General features: G+C 68.9%; 18 protein-coding genes. 6 read left to right on the top strand and 12 right to left on the bottom strand.

Annotation, left to right across the window (positions count from 1 at the left end; all coding sequences use genetic code 11):
- Positions 1–145 precede the first annotated feature (145 nt).
- Complete coding sequence (locus DX914_RS03805; protein WP_115857722.1) at positions 146–1,075, top strand: LytTR family DNA-binding domain-containing protein; 930 nt, start codon at positions 146–148, stop codon at positions 1,073–1,075.
- 15 nt (positions 1,076–1,090) lie between these two features.
- Here the strand turns inward: DX914_RS03805 and DX914_RS03810 are convergent, their stop codons facing one another.
- Positions 1,091–1,900 (bottom strand): ferredoxin--NADP reductase, encoded by an 810-nt coding sequence (locus DX914_RS03810; protein ID WP_115857723.1) that lies wholly within the window; start codon positions 1,898–1,900, stop codon positions 1,091–1,093.
- A gap of 185 nt (positions 1,901–2,085) precedes the next feature.
- On the opposite strand from DX914_RS03810, the gene DX914_RS03815 reads away from it, so the two are divergent.
- Positions 2,086–4,470, top strand: a complete 2,385-nt coding sequence (locus tag DX914_RS03815; RefSeq protein ID WP_115857724.1) for a Tex family protein — start codon at positions 2,086–2,088, stop codon at positions 4,468–4,470.
- Between the two features lie 659 nt (positions 4,471–5,129).
- Here the strand turns inward: DX914_RS03815 and DX914_RS03820 are convergent.
- From DX914_RS03820 to DX914_RS03830, 3 genes are all read right to left on the bottom strand, one after another.
- Entirely contained in the window at positions 5,130–6,323 is a 1,194-nt protein-coding gene (locus DX914_RS03820) for a PQQ-dependent sugar dehydrogenase (protein WP_115857725.1), read from the bottom strand.
- 12 nt (positions 6,324–6,335) lie between these two features.
- Entirely contained in the window at positions 6,336–8,231 is a 1,896-nt protein-coding gene (locus DX914_RS03825; RefSeq protein ID WP_115857726.1) for an ABC transporter ATP-binding protein, read from the bottom strand.
- 67 nt (positions 8,232–8,298) lie between these two features.
- Positions 8,299–9,012, bottom strand: coding sequence for an alpha/beta fold hydrolase (locus tag DX914_RS03830; protein WP_115857727.1), 714 nt, complete (start codon positions 9,010–9,012; stop codon positions 8,299–8,301).
- Between the two features lie 235 nt (positions 9,013–9,247).
- On the opposite strand from DX914_RS03830, the gene DX914_RS03835 reads away from it, so the two are divergent.
- Positions 9,248–10,084, top strand: a complete 837-nt coding sequence (locus tag DX914_RS03835) for a hypothetical protein (protein WP_115857728.1) — start codon at positions 9,248–9,250, stop codon at positions 10,082–10,084.
- 52 nt (positions 10,085–10,136) lie between these two features.
- On the opposite strand, the gene DX914_RS03840 is transcribed toward DX914_RS03835, so the two are convergent.
- Positions 10,137–10,523, bottom strand: a complete 387-nt coding sequence (locus tag DX914_RS03840; protein WP_115857729.1) for a RidA family protein — start codon at positions 10,521–10,523, stop codon at positions 10,137–10,139.
- Between the two features lie 131 nt (positions 10,524–10,654).
- Here DX914_RS03840 and DX914_RS03845 point away from each other — a divergent pair, with 131 nt between their 5' ends.
- The gene (locus tag DX914_RS03845; RefSeq protein WP_231118135.1) at positions 10,655–12,211 is read left to right on the top strand and encodes a fumarate hydratase; all 1,557 of its coding nucleotides are present in this window, start codon (positions 10,655–10,657) and stop codon (positions 12,209–12,211) included.
- A 69-nt stretch (positions 12,212–12,280) separates the two neighbouring features.
- Here DX914_RS03845 and DX914_RS03850 read toward each other — a convergent pair whose 3' ends face one another.
- The 4 genes from DX914_RS03850 to DX914_RS03865 all read right to left on the bottom strand — a co-directional run bounded on the left by DX914_RS03850 (position 12,281) and on the right by DX914_RS03865 (position 16,471).
- The gene (locus tag DX914_RS03850; RefSeq protein ID WP_115857730.1) at positions 12,281–13,402 is read right to left on the bottom strand and encodes a sterol desaturase family protein; all 1,122 of its coding nucleotides are present in this window, start codon (positions 13,400–13,402) and stop codon (positions 12,281–12,283) included.
- A gap of 240 nt (positions 13,403–13,642) precedes the next feature.
- Positions 13,643–14,599 (bottom strand): patatin-like phospholipase family protein, encoded by a 957-nt coding sequence (locus tag DX914_RS03855; protein WP_115857731.1) that lies wholly within the window; start codon positions 14,597–14,599, stop codon positions 13,643–13,645.
- 96 nt (positions 14,600–14,695) lie between these two features.
- Positions 14,696–15,880 (bottom strand): phospholipase A, encoded by a 1,185-nt coding sequence (locus DX914_RS03860; protein ID WP_115857732.1) that lies wholly within the window; start codon positions 15,878–15,880, stop codon positions 14,696–14,698.
- A 105-nt stretch (positions 15,881–15,985) separates the two neighbouring features.
- The gene (locus DX914_RS03865; protein WP_115857733.1) at positions 15,986–16,471 is read right to left on the bottom strand and encodes a DUF456 domain-containing protein; all 486 of its coding nucleotides are present in this window, start codon (positions 16,469–16,471) and stop codon (positions 15,986–15,988) included.
- 213 nt (positions 16,472–16,684) lie between these two features.
- Between DX914_RS03865 and DX914_RS03870 the strand changes: the two genes are divergently transcribed.
- Positions 16,685–16,894, top strand: a complete 210-nt coding sequence (locus DX914_RS03870) for a cold-shock protein (RefSeq protein ID WP_055906256.1) — start codon at positions 16,685–16,687, stop codon at positions 16,892–16,894.
- A gap of 232 nt (positions 16,895–17,126) precedes the next feature.
- Here the strand turns inward: DX914_RS03870 and DX914_RS03875 are convergent, their stop codons facing one another.
- From DX914_RS03875 to DX914_RS03885, 3 genes are all read right to left on the bottom strand, one after another.
- Positions 17,127–18,242 (bottom strand): M35 family metalloendopeptidase, encoded by a 1,116-nt coding sequence (locus DX914_RS03875; RefSeq protein WP_115857734.1) that lies wholly within the window; start codon positions 18,240–18,242, stop codon positions 17,127–17,129.
- Between the two features lie 271 nt (positions 18,243–18,513).
- Complete coding sequence (locus DX914_RS03880) at positions 18,514–19,002, bottom strand: glycine zipper 2TM domain-containing protein (RefSeq protein ID WP_115857735.1); 489 nt, start codon at positions 19,000–19,002, stop codon at positions 18,514–18,516.
- A 142-nt stretch (positions 19,003–19,144) separates the two neighbouring features.
- On the bottom strand, positions 19,145–19,600 hold the full coding sequence (locus DX914_RS03885; RefSeq protein WP_115857736.1) for a hypothetical protein: 456 nt from the start codon (positions 19,598–19,600) through the stop codon (positions 19,145–19,147).
- A 109-nt stretch (positions 19,601–19,709) separates the two neighbouring features.
- Here DX914_RS03885 and DX914_RS03890 point away from each other — a divergent pair, with 109 nt between their 5' ends.
- Positions 19,710–20,534 carry a tRNA threonylcarbamoyladenosine dehydratase gene (locus DX914_RS03890; RefSeq protein ID WP_115859119.1) on the top strand — a complete coding sequence of 275 codons (825 nt, stop codon included), beginning with the start codon at positions 19,710–19,712 and terminating at the stop codon, positions 20,532–20,534.
- Positions 20,535–20,589: the final 55 nt, after the last annotated feature.

Consider the following 20,589-nt stretch of genomic DNA (forward strand, 5'->3'; position numbering starts at 1 on the left):
GTGCGATGGGCGGTGCACGCAAATTCGTTCCTGCGGCCCGCCGGCGCAGCCGCCAAGTGACCGGCGGAGGGCCGGCAGGGACGAATTGCGGGCCGCGGGGACGGCCGGTTGCCGCCAACCGGCCCGCGCAGGCGAGAATGCGCGCATGAGCTACGCCCCTGACGCGGCCACCGACGCCGACGCCGCCATCCCGCCCGCGCGACCGGTCGCCCCGCCCACCGCCTGGGACCGCTACCAGCCCTGGCGGCGCACCGCCGAGGTCGCCAGCTGGGTGCTGCTGTTCGCCGCCAACGCGGTCGGCGGCACCCTGACCACCATCATCGACATCCACCGCGTCGGCCTGGACATCCCGGACTGGGCGCCGGCGATCTGGGAGGGCAGCAGCTGCCTGGTCGCGCTGTGCCTGGTGCCGGCCCTGGTGTGGTTCACCCGCCGGGTGCCGCTGCGCTTCGACACCTGGCCGCGGGCGCTGGCCCTGCACCTGCTGGGCAGCGTGGTCTGGTCGATGCTGCACGTGAGCCTGATGGTGGGCCTGCGCAAGCTGGTCTACGCCGGCCTGGGCGAGTCCTACGACTTCGGCTCCTGGGGCCTGGGCTATGTCTACGAGTACCTGAAGGACGTGCGGTCCTACGTTTATATGGTGTTGTGGATCGAGGCCTACCGCCTGCTGATGCGGCGCTGGCAGGGCGAAGCCAGCCTGCTGGCACCGCCGGACGACCTGCCCGAGCCGGCGCTGCCCGAGCGCCCCGAGCGCTTCCTGGTACGCAAGCTGGGCAAGGAATTCCTGGTCGCCGCGGCCGAGGTCGAATGGCTGCAAGCCTCGGCCAACTACGTCAACCTGCACCTGCGCGGGCGCGACTATCCGCTGCGCACCACCATGGCCACGATCGAGGCGCAGCTGGACCCGGCGCGCTTCGTCCGCGTGCACCGCTCCTACATGGTCAACCTGGATTGCGTCGGCGAGATCGAGCCGCTGGAAAGCGGCGATGCGCGCATCACCATGCGCGACGGCACCCGCATTCCCTGCAGCCGGCGCTACCGCGGCGCGCTGCGGCAGGAGCGCCGCGCGGCCTAGCCGGCGCGGCGCGCCTCACTTCTCGACGAAGGCGCGCTCGTACACGTACTGGCCCGGCGTGCCGATGCGCGGCGCCGCGGCGAAGCCGCGGCCGTCGAGCAGGGCGCGGAAGTCGGCCAGCATCTGCGGGCCGCCGCAGATCATGGCGCGGTCGTGCTCGGCGTCCAGCGGGGCCAGGCCCAGTTGTTCCATCATCCGCCCGCTGCCCATCAGCTCGGTCAAACGGCCGCGCTGGTCGCGGCCTTGGAACGCGAAGTCGTGGCGGGTCACGGCCGGGTAGTACTTGAGCTTGGCCGCGATCTGCTCGCCCAGGAACTCGTGGTGCGGCAGTTCGTTGACGATGTAGTCGCGGTAGGCCAGGTCCTGCTCGTTGCGCACGCCGTGGCAGAGCACCACGTTTTCGAAGCGCTCGTAGGTCTCCGGGTCCTTGATCACCGACAGCCACGGCGCGAAGCCGGTGCCGGTGCCCAGCAGATACAGGTTGCGGCCCGGGTGCAGGTCGTGGATCAGCAGGGTGCCGGTGGGCTTGCGCCCGATCAGCACCGGGTCGCCGGGCCGGATCTCCTTCAGCCGCGAGGTCAGCGGGCCGCCCGGCACCTTGATGCTGAAGAACTCCAACTGCTCCTCCCAGTTCGCGCTGGCGATGGAATAGGCGCGCAGCAGCGGCTTGGACGAGCCGTCCGCCTGCGGCAACTGCAGTCCGATCATCACGAACTGGCCGTTGTCGAAGCGGAAACCGTCGTCGCGGGTGGTGGTGAAGCTGAAGTAGTCGTCGGTCCAGTGACGGACGTCCAGCACCGTCTCGGTGCCAAAGGCGGAGGACATGCGGGGCAGGGGGAGTGGAGCCGGGCGCGCATTGTAGCCGATTGATGAGATTGACTCTCATCTTGGGCGGGGACGGGGCCGACCCGGTTTCCGCCGCCGCTGTCAACGGGTTTCCCCTGCCGGCGTGCGTTGCGACAATCGGTCCGACACCCGCAGCGAGCGGGGGCCAGACCGAATTGGAATCAATGCAAGACACGACGAAGTCGCAAGCGCAGATCGCCGAACAGATCGCCCGCACCATAGCCGCCGAGATCGGCGCGCAACCCGCCCAGGCCCGCTCCGCTATCGCCCTGCTCGACGAGGGCGCCACCGTGCCCTTCATCGCGCGCTACCGCAAGGAAGTCACCGGCGGCCTGGACGACACCCAACTGCGCGACCTGGAAAGCCGCCTGCGCTACCTGCGCGAACTGGAAGACCGCCGCGCCGCGGTGCTGGCCAGCATCGAGGAACAGGGCAAGATGACCGACGCCCTGCGCGCCGACATCGAGGCCGCCGACAGCAAGGCGCGCCTGGAAGACCTGTACCTGCCGTACAAGCCCAAGCGCCGGACCAAGGCGCAGATCGCGCGCGAGGCCGGCCTGGAGCCCTTGGCCGACGGCCTGCTCGCCGATCCCACCCTGGACCCGGAGACCTACGCCGCCGGTTTCGTCAGCGAAGAAAAGCAGGTCGCCGACAGCAAGGCCGCGCTCGAAGGCGCGCGCGCGATCCTGATGGAGCGCTGGGGCGAGGACGCCGCGCTGGTCGGCGAGCTGCGCACCTGGCTGCACGCGCAGGGCCAGATCCGCGCGCGCGTGGTCGAGGGCAAGGAGAACGAAGGCGCCAAGTACCGCGACTACTTCGACCACGCCGAAGCGCTGGCCAAGATCCCTTCGCACCGGCTGCTGGCGCTGTTCCGCGCGCGCCGCGAGGAAGTGCTGTACCTGGACCTGGAGCCCACCGCCGACTCGGCCGCGGGCCATGCCTACGGCGAAGGCCGGGTGGCGCTGCATGCCGGCGTTAGCGACCGCGGCCGCGCCGCCGACCGCTGGCTGCTCGACGCCTGCCGCATGACCTGGCGCGCCAAGCTGCACCTGCATCTGCTGCTGGACCTGTTCGGCCAGGCGCGCGAGAAGGCCGAGGCCGAGGCCATCGATGTGTTCGGCGACAACCTCAAGGACCTGCTGCTGGCCGCGCCGGCCGGCCCGCGCGCCGTGCTCGGCCTGGACCCGGGCCTGCGCACCGGCGTCAAGGTCGCGGTGGTCGACGCCACCGGCAAGCTGGTGGCCACCGACACCATCTACCCGCACGAGCCGCGCCGGCAGTGGGATCAGTCGCTGCACACCCTGCGCGCGCTGTGCGCCAGGCACGGCGTGGAGCTGATCGCGATCGGCAACGGCACCGCCTCGCGCGAGACCGACAAGCTCGCCGGCGACCTGATCAAGCTCGCGCCCGAGCTCAAGCTGACCAAGGTGGTGGTCAGCGAGGCCGGCGCCTCGGTGTACTCGGCTTCGGAGTTCGCGGCCAAGGAATTCCCCGGCCTGGACGTGAGCCTGCGCGGCGCGGTGTCGATCGCGCGGCGCCTGCAGGACCCGCTGGCCGAGCTGGTCAAGATCGAGCCCAAGGCCATCGGCGTGGGCCAGTACCAGCACGACGTGGACCAGTACCGGCTGGCGCGCGCGCTCGACGCCAAGGTCGAGGACTGCGTGAACGCGGTCGGCGTGTACGTGAACACCGCTTCGGCCGCGCTGCTGGCGCGGGTGTCGGGCCTATCGTCCACCGTGGCCGAGAACATCGTCCGCCACCGCGACGACCACGGCCCGTTCAAGAGCCGCAAGGATCTGCTCAAGGTGCCGCGTTTGGGCGACAAGACGTTCGAGCAGTGCGCGGGCTTTCTGCGCATCGTCGACGGCGATCAGCCGCTGGACGCCTCGGCCGTGCATCCGGAGGCCTATCCGGTGGTCGAGCGCATCGTGAAGCAGTGCGGCCGCGAGGTGAAGCAGCTGCTCGGCGATCCGCAGTTCGTGCGCGGGCTCAGGCCCGAGCCGTTCACCGACGAGACCTTCGGCGTGCCCACGGTGCGCGACATCCTCAAGGAGCTGGAAAAGCCGGGCCGCGACCCGCGCCCCGAGTTCAAGGCGGCCAAGTTCGCCGACGGCGTGGAGGAGCTCAAGGACCTCAAGGTCGGCATGATCCTGGAAGGCGTGATCAGCAACGTGGCCGCGTTCGGCGCTTTCGTCGACATCGGCGTGCACCAGGACGGCCTGATCCACATCTCGGCGCTGTCGGACAAGTACGTCAAGGACCCGCGCGAAGTGGTCAAGGCCGGCGACGTGGTCAAGGTGCGGGTGTTGGAAGTGGACCTGCCGCGCAAGCGCATCGCGCTCACGCGCCGTCTCGACGACGCGGTGCCGGCACCGCGTCCGGCCGGTGCCGACCGCGCCGAACGCGGCCATGCGGGGCGCGGCGACACGCGCGGCCCGCGCCGCGATGCGCCGTCGCGCGGCGGATCGTTCGCGCCGGCGGGCAAGGGCAACGCCCCGATGGGCGGAGCGTTGGCGGATGCATTCGCGCGGGCCAAGCAGAAGTCCTGAGCCTGCACGGCGGACGCCGGTGCTCCCCTAGCAGGGCGCCGGCGCACCGCTGTGGGGTAGGAGCGGCGTAAGCCGCGACCGCGACCCAACAATTACGACGAACGCCGCGGCCACCCCTGTAGGAGCTGCGCAAGCTGCGACCGCGAATCCTCACCTACGACTAACGCTTCGTTCTCTGCGGGATGTGCTTTCTGTAGGAGCGGCGTGAGCCGCGATCAGCTCCGAACTCGCGAAGTTCTTTGGGTGTGTCTTCAGAAGCAACAGCAACAGCTTCCGTCCGCAAGCGGCCGGGTCACTTTCTTTTGATAAGCGTCAAAAGAAAGTAACCAAAGAAAAACGCTGCCCCAAAGCTCCCGTGCGAGATCGGAGTTTGCGCGGGGATTTTTCGATGGCACATCCTGTGCCAGCGAAAAACGGCGCACGTCCTGTGCGCCGCCCTACGGGTCTTCTATTGGTACGGCGAGTTCGGGGCCCGAGCGAGGATCAAGAGCATTCGCGCGTTGCGCTCACCCCCTCACCCTGGCCCTCTCCCGCAAGCGGGAGAGGGGATGAATCCGACGCCGCTTTGCTTTAGCCCCTCTCCCGCTTGCGGGAGAGGGGTTGGGGTGAGGGCACACGCAGCAGCAAACCGCCGCGCAACTCGCGTATCCATCCGCAGCTCAGCCCTTAACCGGCGGCTCCACCCGCAGCAACTTCCCATCCTTCTCGTCGGTCAACACATACACCTTCCCGTCCGCGCTCACGCGCACGTCGCGGATGCGCCAGCCCAGTTCCTTGAGCAAGCGTTCTTCCTTGACGATCTTGTCGCCGTCCAGGCTCAGCCGGATCAGGCTGCCGTCGGCCAGCGCGCCCAGGAACAGGCTGTCGTTCCAAGGCGAATCCGGCAGGCCGGTGTAGAAGGCCATGCCCGACAGGCCCGGCGACTTCTCCCACACGTGGTAGGGCGCCTCCATGCCGGGCTTCTCCTTGCCTTCGGCTTCGGAGATCGGCAGGCCGCTGTAGTCGATGCCGTGGGTGATGATCGGCCAACCGTAGTTCTTGCCGGCTTCGGGCAGGTTGATCTCGTCGCCGCCGCGCGGGCCGTGCTCGGCCTCCCAGATGCGCCCGGTGCGCGGGTCGGTGGCCAGCGACTGCATGTTGCGGTGACCGTAGCTCCAGACTTCCGGCCGCGCGTCCTGACGGCCGACATAGGGATTGTCGGCCGGCACGCTGCCGTCGGGATTCAGCCGCACCAGCTTGCCCTGCAAGGCCTGCAGGTCCTGCGAGGCCATGCGCTTCTGCCGCTCGCCCTGGCTGATGTAAAGCCTGCCTTCTCGGTCGAAGGCGATGCGCGAACCGAAATGGTTGGGTCCTTCCAGCTTGGGTTCCTGACGATAGATCGCCTTGACCTCGCTCAGCGCGGCATCGCCGAGCACGGCCGAGGCGACCGCGGTGCCGGCGCTGCCGTTGGGGCCGGGTTCGGCGTAGCTGAGATAGATGCGCTTGCTGCTGGCGAAGTCCGGTGCCAGCACCACGTCGAGCAGACCGCCCTGGCCCTCGTGCCAGACCGCCGGCACGTTCGCCAGCGGCGCCGACACCGCGCCGTCGGCGCTCACCCGGCGCAGGCGGCCGGCGCGTTCGGTGACCAAGAAGCCGCCGTCGGGCAGCAGGGCCACGCCCCACGGGTGCTCCAGGCCGGTGGCGACCTCGGTGACCTGGACCCGGCCCAGCGCGCTGGACACCGGGTGGCCGGTTTGCTGCTTCGGTGCCGGCCGCGCGGCGGCGGTATCGGCTTGCGCGGCGCTGCGGTCGCAGGCGCTGAGCGCGGCGATCAGCGCCAGCGTGAGCAGCAGGGGGCGGGGGCGTAACGGCATGCGGGAATCTCCTTAGCGGTAACCGGCGGCTTGCAGTTCGAACAGTTCGGCGTAGCGCCCGCCTTGCGCCAGCAATTGCGCATGAGTGCCGCTGGCTTCCAGGCGGCCTTCGGCCAGCACCAGGATGCGGTCGGCCATGCGCACGCTGCTGAAGCGGTGCGAGATCAGCACCGCGGTGCGCTCGTCGGACAGTTCCTTGAAACGCTGGAATACCTCGAACTCCGAACGCGCGTCCAGTGCCGCGGTGGGTTCGTCCAGGATCATCACCTGCGCGTCGCGCATGTAGGCGCGGGCGATCGCGATCTTCTGCCACTGGCCGCCGGACAGGTCCACGCCGGTCTTGAAGCGGCGGCCGATCTGCTGGTCGTAACCCTGCGGCAGCGTCTCGATGACCTGGTCGGCCAGCGCGCGGCGCGCGGCGCTGCGGATGCGCTCGCGGTCGTCCATGGCGTCGATCTGGCCGACGCCGATGTTCTCGCCGGCGGTGAGGTGGTAGCGCACGAAGTCCTGGAAGATCACGCCGATGCTGGCGCGCAATTCGTCCAGGTCGTAGTCGCGCAGGTCGCGGCCGTCGAGCAGGATGCGGCCTTCGTCGGGGTCGTACAGCCGCGCCAGCAGCTTGACCAGGGTGGTCTTGCCGGCGCCGTTCTCGCCGACCAGGGCCAGCACTTCGCCGGCGCGCAATTCGAAGTCCAATCCACGCAGCGCCCAGCGCTCGGCGTCGGGGTAACGGAAGCCCACGTTCTCGAACACGAAACCGCGCGCGATCGGCTGCGGCACCGGCAGCGGATTGGCCGGCGAGACGATCTCGGGTTCGATCTCGAAGAACGAAAACAGATCGTCCAAGTACAGCGCTTGTCCCGCGACCTGCGAGAAGCCCACCAGCAGCCCTTCCAGCAACTGTCGCAGGCGGCGGAAGCTGCCGGCCAGGAAGGTCAGGTCGCCGATGCTGAAATCGCCCTTGACCGTGCGCCAGGCGATGTAGGCATAGGCCACGTAATAGCCCAGCGTGCCCAGCGCCGCGAGCAGGGTGCCCCAGAACGCCCGCCGCCGCGCCAGCGAGCGGTTGGCCAGGAAGAACTTGTCGGCCAGCTCGCGGTACTTGGCGATCAGGTAGCGGTGGAGGTTGAAGATTTTCACCTCCTTCGCGGTCTCCACGCTGGCGCCCATCTGCCGCACGTACTCCAACTGGCGGCGTTCCGGCGTCCAGGCGAAGTTGAGCGAATAGCCCAGCGCATTGAAGTGCGCCTCCCCGACGAAAGCCGGCACCAGCGCCACCGCCAGCAGCAGGATCAGCCATGGCGCATAGACCAGCAGGCCGATGGCGAAGCTGACCACGGTGATGGCGTCCTGGACCTGGCCGAACAGCTGGCTCATCAGGTTCATCCGGCCCATGGTCTGGCGCCGCGCGCGGTCCAGCTTGTCCTGCAGCTCGGGGTCTTCGAAATCCTCCAGGTCCAACGTGGCCGCGTGCTCCATCAGCCGCACGCTGGTGGCGTTGGTGAACAGTTCCGACAGCAGCCCGTCGCCGTAGCTGATCAAACGGCCGAGCAGGTCCGAGCCTATGGCCAGGCCGAACTCCAGCGCGAGCAGGCCGAGCAGGGTGTTGAGCTGGCCGCTGTCGAGCGCGGCGCTGACCGATTCGAACGCCGCGCCGGCCGCGACCAGGCGCACCGCCTCGTCGATGATGAGCTTGCCCACGTACAGCGTGGCGATGGGCAGGAACGCGCGGATCAGGCGCAGGCCCAGCGTGGCCAAGGTCAGCGCCGGGCTGGTGCTCCAGATCTGGCGCAGGAACGGCGGCAGGTTGCGCAGCGCGTCGAAGCGTTCGCGCAAGCTGGGTTTGCCGGAGCTGCGGCCGGGCTTGGGCCCGGCGGCGGGTGGGACGGCATCGGCGGGCAAGGACATGAGCCGGATTGTGCCTGGGCGGCGCCGAAAGTTCGTGAAAGCGGCAGGGACTGCGTCGATCGCTGTTTCAGGCCGCGGCACGCTCCGTACCGGCGCTCAGGGCGATCGCGGTGAGCGTTTGCGCCAGCTGCGCCGGCACCGACAGCATGGCCAGATGGCCGGCGTCGAGGTCTTGCACTCCAGGGCGTTGCAGGCGCGCGATCATCGCGTCCTGACGCGACCGCGCCAGGCTGCGATCGCGCAACAGGCGCAGATAGGTGGACGGCACGCGCGCGGGCTGGGCTTGCACCGGTGTCAGATACAGCCCGGGAAACTCGGCGGCGTAGCGCGACACCACCTGCGCCGCCGCGACCTCGTCCAGGTCGTTGCACAGCTCCTTGCGGATCATCGGTTCGCCGGGCTTGAGGCCGTCCTGGTTGAAGCGGAACAACAAGCGCAGCAAGGTGCGGTCGATCGCGCCCAAGGCATCGACGAAGGCGCCGCCCGGCGGCGCGATCGCCGCGGCCAGGTACGCGCAATGGCGCAGGCGCGAGCCCAGGCGCACGGCCAGCTCCGGCACCAGCACGCCGGCCAGCGAGTGCGCGACGAGCACGACCTCGTCGATGCCGCGCCGGTCCAGTTCGGCCGCCAGCGCCCGCGCGCAGCCTTCCGGCGTCGCGGTGGCATGGCGGCCGGGCACATCCAGGGCCAGCGCCGGCGTGGCCATGCGTTCGATCACGGGCTGCCAGACCCAGGCGCCCAGGCCGGCGCCATGCAGGAGAACGGTGACGGGATAGGCCATGGCGATACCGGGGAGGCGAGGGGAGTGAGCGCCAGGCTAGCCCCGCCCGCTGACAGCTTTTGTCAGCAATACCTGCTCCTACAGCCCGCGTTCCCGCAGCCCGCGCACGGTTCGCCGCACGCCGCTTGACGCCTGCGCGCGCGGGGCCGAACAATCCGCGCGATTTCGACGCCGGCGGCTGGTCCGCGCATGCCGCGCAGGCCGGGGCCGCCGCACCATCACGACCCGGGGACCAATGAGAATTTTTAGCTTTGCGCTGATCCTGGCGATCGGCTTGGTCAGCGCGCCCGCGAGCGCGCGCAAGATCGCCTACGCGCTGCCGCCGCCGGCCTCCGCGCCGGGCGCGGTGAAACCCGTGCTGGCCGCGCGCGGCGCGGCGCCGGCCGACGTGTCCGGTTTCGCCTACCTGGACGAAGCGCGCAGCGTGGGCTACCGCCAGGACTTCGGCGGCATGGGCGTGGCCGGCGGCCTGCTGCTGGGGCCGTTCGGTGCCGGCGCCAACGCCCTGGCGATCCAGAAGAACACCAAGCAGGAGGCCGAAGCCCTGCGCGGCAAGCTGCCGTTCGCGCCCGACGCGCTATTGCAGGCCGCACTGGACGCGCTGCCGCCGTCGGATGCGGCCACGCGCGAAGCCAAGCTGCTGCCCAGCCTGTTCGTGACCCGCGACAAGCAGGAGCGCCTGATCTTCTGGACCATCGTCGACGTCGACCTGGACGGCTGGAAGGGCCGCTACTCGCGCGTGCTGCCGCAACGCGTGGCCCTGGCCGCGGCCACCGCCGGCTTGCCGGCGGAGGAGTTGGCCACGCTGGAAGCGCAGTTGCGCGAGTCCTACGTGCAAACCGTCACGGTGATGCAGCGCGACCTGGAAGGCCAGGCCGGCGAATTCGCCAAGAGCAAGATCATGGTCGAAGCGCTGTCGCCGCGCTTCGCCACCGCGGTCAAGTACGAACACGTTCGCCGCGACGAGCAGCAGACCCTGATCCGCGCCATCGCGCCGACGGGCGCGCCGGTCGCCGCCATGGGCTTCTCCGGCGTGCTGATCGTGCCGAACTCGGAAGTATTGGTGAAATGAGTCTTCCTGGCCCCGGCGCGCAAGGCGCAGGGGCCCACGGATGCGCGAAGGCTCAGGTCGCGGCCATGGCCTCGACTTCGAGCTTCCAGCGCGGATCCAGCAAACGGCAGCAGATCACGGTCGACGACGGCCGGTGCCCGCCCAGGTACTTCAAACGCAGTTGCACATTGGCCTCGTCGTCGGCTGGATCGGCCAGATAGGTGCGCAACGACACCAGGTGGCCGTAGTCCATGCCCGCCGAGCGCAGCAGTGCGCCCATGTACTGCCAGATCAGATCGCCCTGCGCCTGGAAGGACTCGGGCAGGGTGACGCCGTCGGCGAGGTAGCCGTTCAGGCCGCTGATCACCAGCAGACGCGAATCGCCGCGGACCTCGGTGGCATGGCTGTAGCCGCGGTAGGGCGGGAACAGCTCGGGTGGATTGTGGCTGACGATGGGCATGCGGGCTCCAGGGGGCGAAGGGCATCGACGTCGGCGCGGCGGTCGCGGGCGTGCGGCGGGCAAGCCCCGTTGGGCGGCGCGACAGGCCGGACGGGTAGAATAGCCGTCCCCACCGCCAGCCAACGCCCGCCGTGACCGCCTCTTCGTCCCATGCCTCCACCGGCCCCGTCGTCATCCGCCAGGACGACCTGATCCAGTCCGTCGCCGACGCCCTGCAGTACATCAGCTACTACCACCCGGTCGACTACATCAGGAACCTCGCTGCCGCCTACGAGCGCGAGGAAAGCCCGGCGGCCAAGGACGCGATCGCCCAGATCCTGATCAACTCGCGCATGTGCGCCGAGGGCCACCGCCCGATCTGCCAGGACACCGGCATCGTCACCGTGTTCCTGGACATCGGCATGGACGTGCGCTGGGACGGCGCCACGATGGGCGTCGAGGACATGGTCAACGAAGGCGTGCGCCGCGCCTACAACCACCCCGACAACAAGCTGCGCGCCAGCGTGCTGGCCGACCCGGCCGGCAAGCGCGCCAACACGAAAGACAACACCCCCGCGGTGGTCAACGTCAAGGTCGTGCCGGGCAACACGGTCGAGGTGATCGTCGCGGCCAAGGGCGGCGGCTCGGAGGCCAAGTCCAAGTTCGCCATGCTCAACCCCTCCGACTCCATCGTCGACTGGGTGCTCAAGACCGTGCCGACCATGGGCGCGGGCTGGTGTCCGCCGGGCATGCTCGGCATCGGCATCGGCGGCACCGCCGAGAAGGCCATGCTGCTGGCCAAGGAATCGCTGATGGAGCCCATCGACATCACCGAGCTGCAGGCGCGCGGCGCCAGCAACCGCGCCGAGGAGCTGCGCCTGGAGCTGTACGAGAAGGTCAACGCGCTGGGCATCGGCGCCCAGGGCCTGGGCGGCCTGACCACGGTGCTGGACATCAAGGTCAAGGACTACCCGACCCACGCGGCCAACCTGCCGGTGGCGATGATCCCGAACTGCGCGGCCACCCGCCATGCGCATTTCACCCTGGACGGCAGCGGCCCGGTCATGCTCGATCCGCCCTCGCTGGAGGACTGGCCGCAGCTGACCTACGACTCGTCCAAGGGCCGCCGCGTCGATCTGGACACGGTCACCGCCGAAGACGTCGCCGGCTGGAAGCCCGGCGAAGTGCTGCTGCTCAACGGCAAGCTGCTGACCGGCCGCGACGCCGCGCACAAGCGCATGGTCGACATGCTCAACAAGGGCGAGCCGCTGCCGGTGGATTTCAAGGGCCGCTTCATCTACTACGTCGGCCCGGTCGATCCGGTGCGCGACGAAGTCGTGGGCCCGGCCGGCCCGACCACGGCCACGCGCATGGACAAGTTCACCGAGCAGGTGCTGGCGCAGACCGGCCTGCTGGGCATGGTCGGCAAGGCCGAGCGCGGCCCGGCCGCGATCGAGGCGATCCAGAAGCACAAGTCGGTCTACCTGATGGCGGTGGGCGGCGCGGCCTACCTGGTGTCCAAGGCGATCAAGGCCTCGCGCGTGGTCGGCTTCGCCGATCTGGGCATGGAGGCGATCTACGAATTCACCGTGCAGGACATGCCGGTGACCGTGGCTGTGGACAGCGCCGGCGAGTCGGTGCACAAGACCGGCCCCAAGGAATGGCAGGCGCGCATCGGCAAGATTCCGGTGGTGGTGGAACCGGCCTGAGTTCGCCGGCCGCATCCCGAGTCCGACGACGAGGCCCGCTTGCGGGCCTCGTCGCGTTTCGGGCCGATCTCAGGCCACGTGATCGTCGTAGGTCTTGCCGCCACGGAACGGCATCAGGTGCTGCTCCACGATCCCGCGCGGCACCGTCTCCAGCTTCATCACCCCGTATTCCTGCGGCCAGGCGTCGCGTTCGCGCGGCAGCTTGAAGGTGCCCATGAGCATGTCCACCAGCGGCAGGTGGATGGCGTAGTTCACGTCGATGTACTCGTACTGCCGGGCGTGGTGCCAGTGGTGGTAGCGCGGCAGCACCAGCAGGTATTCCAGCCAGCCGAAGCGGATGCCCAGGTTGGCGTGGGCCAGCACCGCCTGCAGCCCCACCAGGATCACGTAGGCGTTCACCGCCGGAGTCGAGAAGCCCAGGATCAGCAGCGGCAGCAGCACCGCGCTGCGGGTGAGCACGATCTCGACGAAATGGATGCGCGAGCCGGCCAGCCAGTCCATCTCGCGGCTGGAGTGGTGCACGGCGTGGAAGCGCCAGAGCCAGGGAATGTTGTGGTAGGCGCGGTGCAGCAGCGCCTGGGCCAGGTCGGCGATGAACACCGCGATCAGGAACTGCGCCCACACCGGCAGCGACTGGATCGCCGCCTTCAGGCCGGGGAAGGCCGCCAGCCCGGCGATGGTCGAGGTGGAGGCGGTGACCAGGATCAGGATGAACTGCACCAGCACGTGGCTCATGAAGAAATAGGCCACGTCGGTGCGCCAGCCCGGCCGCAGCGGCGAGATCCGGCGCTTGCCCAGGTAGTGCTCCAGCGGCACGAACACCAGGGCCGAGAAGAACAGCGAGATCACGAACCAGTCCAGGCCCAGCGAGTAGGGGGTGTGGCCGATCGCGTCGAACTGCACGTTGGTGCCGCCCAGCAGCACCGCCAGGGTCGCGCCGCCCACGCCGATCAGGGCGATGCGCTTGTTGCGGTCGCGCAGGATCGCCAGCGTGCCCAGGGCGAAGGCCGCGACCAGGCCGACCAGCAGCAGGTGACGGGCGAAGTCCTCGGTATAGACCGCGCGGAATTCCTTGCTGGTCAGCAGCTCGGGATAGTGGAAGCACAGCACCGCGAACAGGCTGAGCAGGCCGAGCAGGGCCGAGGCGTAGGCGAAGAACGAACGGCGGGGACGGGCAACGGCGGAGGTCATGGGCAGGCCAGGTCGGTACGCCGCAACGCGGCGGCGCCAGCTTAGCGCACCGGCCGGCCGCCAGAGCGCGCGCTGCGACTGTTGCAATGCATCGGCGCTACGTCCCCGCTCACGCCTGCGATCGAGGTGGCGTGGGCTTACAGGCCGCCGCTTTAGCCCCTCTCCCGCTTGCGGGAGAGGGGTTGGGGTGAGGGCGCGCGACACACCGCACTCGCTTCGCCAGTTCCGCTTCCTGCGCAGCTACAACTGCCGCAACAACCGCTCCAGCATCTGCTGCGTCCCCGGCTTGCCCAGGTACTCCTTGGCCATGAACTCCAATGCGATCAGATTGGTCGCGCTGGTGTCGTCCAGATCGTCCAGGCCGATATGCAGGTGTTCCTGCATGCGGAAATAGCCGTCGCCGACCAGCTGCCTGGCGATGTAATCCACCGAATCGGTGTTGCCGTCGAACAGCACGTCGATGATCGGCACCGCCCATTCCAGCGCGCCCCATGCGCGCGCCGCCGCCAGCGGAATGCTGCGCGTCCGCTCGCCGGTGCCCACCGACAGCACCACCAGGTCGCGGCTGTTGTCGACCTGGGCGTCCTTGCGCAGCGCCTCGGCGATCGCGCAGGCGGTAGGGTTGTTGGCGACCACGCCGCCGTCGATCAGGGCGCAGTCCACGCCCTCGACCTGCATCGCATGGGCGGGGAAGTAGGTCGGCGCCGCCGACGAGGCGCGGCACACCTCCCACAGCGGCAGATCCTGGTGCTCGGGCTTGAAGCTCTTGAACAGCACCGGCGCGCGCGAGATCGTGTCGTAGGCGGTGATCATCAACGGCAGCTGGGCCTGGCCCAGGCGGGTCTCGCCGAACACCGCGCGCAGCACGTCTTCCAGGCCGCGCGCGTCGTACTTGGGCGCCGACACGCCGACCTCGAGCAACTGCCCCGCGCGCGTCCACAGCCGTTGCGCCATGCCGGGGAAGATCGCGTGGCGGTGATCGCGGTACAGGTCGGCCATGGCCGCCGGCGCCAGGCCCACGGCCAGGCCGGCGGCGACGATGGCGCCGGTGGAACTGCCGGCCACCAGGTCGAAGCTGCCGCGCAGGTCCGGCTTGCCGGCGCGTTGCAGCGCGTGCTCCACGCCGTCCAGCCACAGGCAGCTGACCAGTCCGCGGATGCCGCCGCCGTCCAGCGACAGGATGCGGCGCATTTTCATCGGGGCGGTCTCGTGTGCGGGGGATGGATCGAGCCTACCCCAGCACCGTTGCAGCGCTTGAGACCCTGCCTGTGACCGCGTGCGCGTTTCGTGCGCTCAGTACCATTCCAGCAGCGACACGCCCAGGCCGATGTAGGTGGCCCGGTGGTTATAGTCGATCAGGCTCTCGCCGTAGCCGTCGAAGATCTGCAGGTGGCCGCGCAGCGAGTTGTGGATCGGAAAGCCCCAGTCGAACTGCACCGCGCCGTGGGCACGGTCGCCGCCGCGCAGCGAATGCCGCGCCATCAGGCTGAACTCGTGCCCGCCGCGGCGGTGCACCAGGGTCAGGTCGCCGCGGCCGATGTAGTCCTCGATGTCCGGGTTGTCGTCGTCGTTGCCGTCGGAGATGCGCCACCACGGCCGCAGCATCAGCGCCCAGTTCTCGCGGTCCAGTCCGATGTTGGCCACCACCCGGTTCCAACTGCGCGAGAACGGATCGGCACGGCCGTTGGACTGGTGGTTCAGGCCGATCGCCGCCATGCGCCCGTTCCAGCCGCCGATGCGGTAGTTGTTGCGGAACACCAGCAGCACTTCGGGTTCGTAGTTGGTCTCGCGGAACGGGCGCGAGTTGTCGCCGTTGTAGACCTGCCAGCGCGAGGACTGGGTATAGCCCATCCAGATGTCGCCGTTGTCGCCGAACAGGTTCTCCACCGCCTTGGTCTTGAAGCTGAGCTGGAACTTGGCTTCCACGCTGTCCAGCGATTGCGGCTGCGTCACCTGGTTGCGCGGATTGGGCGAGTAGGGCGTCTGGTTGACGTCGCTGGTCCAGAACGCCGGCAGCAGGTACACCGGTTTGTAGGCGCGGAAGTTGAACACGCCCAGCTTGGAATCCTTGGCCAGTTCCCAGCGGCTGTCGAGCAGGCCGCCCTTGCCGGCGTTGGCGATGGCGCTGTCCAGCGGCGCCTCGTTCGGGTACAGGTCGCCGACCATGCGCCCTGCGCGTTCGGGGGCGGTCTGCCCCGGTTCCGTGCGTCCTTCGATCTGGTCGGCCAGTTCCAGGTTGCGCTGGATCGCCTTGGCTTCCTTGGCGGCCACGTCGGCGGCGCGGGTGTTGGGCGCCTGCCGGCCCAGCGCCTTGTCGTAGCAGGCCAGGCGGTCGGCGTCGCCGGTGATGGCGGTGCAGGCCTCGGGCGTGGCCGGCACCGAGTCGGCTTGCGCGGCGGCGACGGAAGGCGCGGCCAGCGCCAGCGCAATCAGGCCGGGGCGGGCGACGCGGCGCAGCGGAGTGGGGCGTAGGCTCATGCGTGGAAGGTCCATGGGGGATGGGGCGGCCACAGTGTGTCGCCGCGCGCGCGGCCTTGCCACCGCGTGCGCCGCGGAATGTTGCAGTGCGAAAAGCCGCGCGGCTCAGAAGATCCAGGCCGCCACGAACAGCGCCACCATCGCGAAGGCCAGGCCCAGCTTCAGCACCGTGCCGATGACGATGCCGACCCAGGTGCCGAAGCCGACCTTGGTCGCCTGGCCGAGCTGGCGGCTGTGGATCAACTCGCCGACCAGGGCGCCCAGGAAGGGGCCCGCCAGCAGGCCGATGGGAGCGAAGAACAGCCCGGCGAAGGTGCCGACCACCGCGCCGACCAAGGCCAGTTTGCTGGCGCCCACGCGCTTGGCGCCCATGGCCGTGGCCAGGAAATCCACGCCGATCGACAGCAGGGTCAGCAGGCCCAGCACGGTCAGCATGATCCAGCCGACCTGCTGGAAATCGCCGGCCCAGGCGGCCAGCACCATGCCGGCGAATACCAGCGGCAAACCGGGCAGCGCCGGCAGCACCGTACCGGCGATTCCGACCAGGATCAGCAGGCCCGCCAGCACGTAAAACACATTGGTCAAATCCATTCCGAAACCCTGTCCGGACGGGCTGCCCGGGCTGTTTGCATTTTGCCCCATGGCGGGGTACCGTGCGGGCGCTGTGTTTGCCAAGGGTCACCGTGAATCGTGGCCCGATGCGGTTGATCCTCGATCCGCTACATCGTTGCACCTCGCTTCCTCCTTGCAACCAGCACGCGGCGCGAGCTGCGTTAAACATCCAACGTTCAAGGAGCAGCAAAAATGTCGAACCGTGAATTCGGTACCGTCAAGTGGTTCAACGATGCGAAGGGCTTCGGCTTCATCAGCCGCGAGAACGGCGAGGACGTGTTCGTGCACTTCCGCGCGATCCAGTCGCAGGGCTTCAAGAGCCTGAAGGAAGGCCAGAAGGTTTCCTTCACCGTCGTCCAGGGCCAGAAGGGCCTGCAGGCCGACGCCGTCGAGCCGCTGTAAGGCAGACGCCGATCCGGCGGCGCCGCGAGGCGACGCACAGGACTTCGAAAAGCCCGGCGCGAGCCGGGCTTTTCTTTTTGCGCGAGCGCTTTTCCGATGGCGACCGCCGCGATTCCGCCGTGGTTGCCGTTTCGACGATCGGCGCAAGCGCATCCGCGCACGGACAAGAAAACGGCCCGCCATGGCGGGCCGTTTCTTCGTTGCGCTCGTTTACTTCGCGTTCGAGCGCCGCTCAGTTCTGGAACGGGGTGTTCTCGGCGAAGTACTCGTGGTTGTCGGCGTTGTCCAAGGCATTGGTCGGGTTGCTGATCGCCAGGTTCTTGGCGCCGCTCTGGCCGTAGACGTGGTCGTCGGTGCCGGCCACCGCGTTGAAGTGGCTCATCTCGTGGATCAGCGTGCCGGCCTTGGAATCGGTGCCGGTCAGCGGCGCGTTCCAGAACGCCCGGCACACGTAGATCTGGTACGGCTGGTTCGGATACACGTAAGCATAGGCGCTGCTGGTGCAGCCGCAATTGATCGTGATCTGGCCGCTGTTCTGGTCCATGGCCGAATCGATCGAGACGAAGTGCTGGCGCGCGGTGCTGTAGCGCGAAGAGGTGTAGGCGCCGAACCAGGTGGTATAGCGCGCGCCCACGGTGCCGCCGTTGAGGTAGCCCTTGGCGTTTTCGGAGTAGTTGCGCGCAGCGGTCACGGCCTGGCCGGCGGTGGTGATGCGGGAGCTGGTGCAGCCCACGTAGTTGACGCCGTTGACCACCTGGGTCGGGCCCACCGGCTTGGCCTTGGCGCTCACGCGCTGGGCCGCGTCGAGCTTGAAGCCGCCGTCCACCCACAGGCGCATCGGCGCACTGCGCGCGCTCATCGGCAGGCCGTTGGCCTGGCGCAGCATCTTGCGGTCGTCGGTGGAGGCGAACTGCAGCGGCGCGTTGTAGGTCACGGTGTAATCGCCGGCCTGCGACAGGTCGTAGGCCGACGCCAGGTCGACCACCACGCGGTAGGTCTCGCCCGGGCGCAGGATCGCGTAATCCTCGGCCTGCGGCGCGCGCTGCTTGATCATCGGGCCCTGGTAGTCGACCTTGACGCCGTCGACGCTGACCTCGAACAGGTTGGAGCTCAGCTCCTCGGTCGGCAGCTGCCACTTGGGCAGGCGCACGGTGCGGCGGCTGGTGTTGGTGATCTCCACTTCGACCGCGCCCTGCAGCGCGTCGCCGGCGGAAAGCGCGCCCACGCCGTGGAAGGCGCCGATGTTGACGCGCAGCGGATTGCCCGGGGCAGCGGGGGAGGCGGCGGTGGCCGCGGCGATGGCGCCGACGAGGACGGCGGTGCCGGAAACGACGTGCAATAGCTTCATTCGACCGATCTCCATGTCTGTGAATGTGGTGGGTCCGAGGGGGGCGGACCTGTCGACACTAGTCCCCCCAAGCGCACTGCGCATGCCTGCGATGTGCGCGCCGGCATCGCCTAAACGTGACCGGTATAACGAAGCCGCAAACTGGAACCGTCCATGTTGCGCCGCAACAGCCGCTGCGCTGCGATGCCTGCATAAAACAGGCACAAAAAAAGCGGCCCGCTTTTGCGGGCCGCCGTGGCTTGGAAACTGCGTTGCTGGGGAGGCAGGTCGCTTACTGCGCCCAGGCGCGGCCGTTGTAGACGCGCACATAGCCGCCTTCGCGAATGCCTCCCAGATCGTTCTGGGTCACCACCGTGGTGCGGCCGTCGTTCATGCGCACGTAGACGTTGAAGCGCGCGCCGGAGACGTTCTTCTGGATGGCGTTGCCGGCGATCGCGCCGCCGACCGCGCCGGCCACCGCGGCGACGTTCTGGTTGCCCTTGCTGCCGCCGGTGTGCGACGAGATTTCGTGGCCGGCGACCGCGCCGACGATGCCGCCCAGCACCGCACCGGTCTTGCTGGGCGCGGCGCTGCCGGAGATCTGTTCGATCCGGGTCACGGTGCCGCAGTCGTAGCAGTTGGCCGGTGCGCCGTAGCTGGGCTGCGGGCTGTTGTAACCGCCACCGTAGCCGCCGGAGGAATAACCCGACGTGGCGCAACCGGCCAGGGCCAAGGTCGCGGCGGTGGCGACGCCGAGCAGACGTAGCGATTGGGTGTTCATTCCGATCTCCTGCGAGGGTAGGGCGAGTGGCGTCACTCGCCACGCGCAGTCCAAGCTAGGCGTCGTTACGTGAACAAGCCATCAATCCAGTGCCATCGCCCGCCGCGCGTTCAGCCCGCGGCGGGGTGGCGGCGGCGCTGGCTCAGCCGCGGAAGTCCTGGTGGCAGCCCTTGCAGGCTTCGCCGATCTGCTCGGCCACCGTGGTCACGCCGGCGCAGTTCAGCGGCGGGCTGGCCAGGGCGCTGTCCAGCGCGCCGCGCATCTTGCTGGCGTGCTGACCGAAACGCTGGTCGTCCTTCAGGTCCGGGAAGGCGCGTTCCAGATCGTCGGCGGTGGTGCGCAGGGCCTTGAGGTTGGGCAGGGTGTCGGTGGCCGCGCAGCGGTTCTCGGCGACGCGGTCGTGCAATTGCTTCAGGTGCCACTGCTGCACATGCATCACGCTGTCGGGGAAGGGGTCCTGGCGCGCCTGCCAGGCGCGCATCAGCATCACCGCGCCGACCGCGCCCATCACCAGGCCGATCAGGAACAGGAACAGGTACTTCCTGCCGTTGCCCTTGCGTGGCGCAGCGGCGGCGGTGTTGGGCTGGGTATCGCTCATTGCCTGGCCTCCATCCAAGATGGCCGAACCTTAACACGCAGCGTTGCGGGTTCCGCCAGGGGCCCAAGGGCTTGGCACCATTACAATGGACGCCATGAGCGAAAATGCATTGGCTCCCGCCTGGCGGGAGCGGTTCGCCGGCGTCGACCGGCTGTATGGCGCCGGCACCGTCGCGCGCCTGGCGACTTGCCGCGTGGCCGTGGTCGGCATGGGCGGGGTGGGATCCTGGGCGGTGGAGGCGCTGGCGCGCAGCGGCGTGGGCCACCTGACCCTGATCGATGCCGACGACCTGTGCGTGTCCAACACCAACCGCCAGCTGCCGGCGTTGGAAGGCCAATACGGCCGCGCCAAGGTCGAGGCCATGGCCGAGCGCTGCCGCGCGATCAACCCGGCCATCGACGTGGATGCGGTGGCCAGCTTCCTGACCCCGTCCAACCTGGACGAACTGCTGAACCGCGGCTTCGATCTGGTGCTGGATGCCTGCGACAGTTTCCGCAGCAAGGTCGAGCTGATCGCCTGGTGCCGGCGGCGCAAGCAAGCGGTGATCGCGGTGGGCTCGGCCGGCGGCCGCACCGACCCGACCCTGGTGCGCGTGCGCGACCTCTCGCGCACCGAACACGATGCGATGCTGGCCCTGATCCGCAAGAAGCTGCGCAGCGAATTCAACTTTCCGCGCAACCCCGACCGCTACTTCGGCGTGCCGGCGGTGTACTCGCTGGAAAACGTGAAGTATCCGCAGGCCGACGGCACCGTCTGCGGCCTGCGCCCCAAGCTCGACGCCGACGCCGCGCTCAAACTCGACTGCGGCGCCGGCCTGGGCGCGGCCACCCACATCACCGGCACCTTCGCCTTCGCCGCCGTCGGCCGCGTCCTGGAACTGCTGCTCAAGGCCAAGGCCAAGGCGCCCGAGCCGGTGCTGGATAGCTCCCTGTAGGAGCGGCGCAAGCCGCGACCGCGCCGCTTGCGCTGCGACGAAATCGCGGCTCACG

The organism is Lysobacter silvisoli, from assembly GCF_003382365.1.
Taxonomy (GTDB): domain Bacteria; phylum Pseudomonadota; class Gammaproteobacteria; order Xanthomonadales; family Xanthomonadaceae; genus Lysobacter; species Lysobacter silvisoli.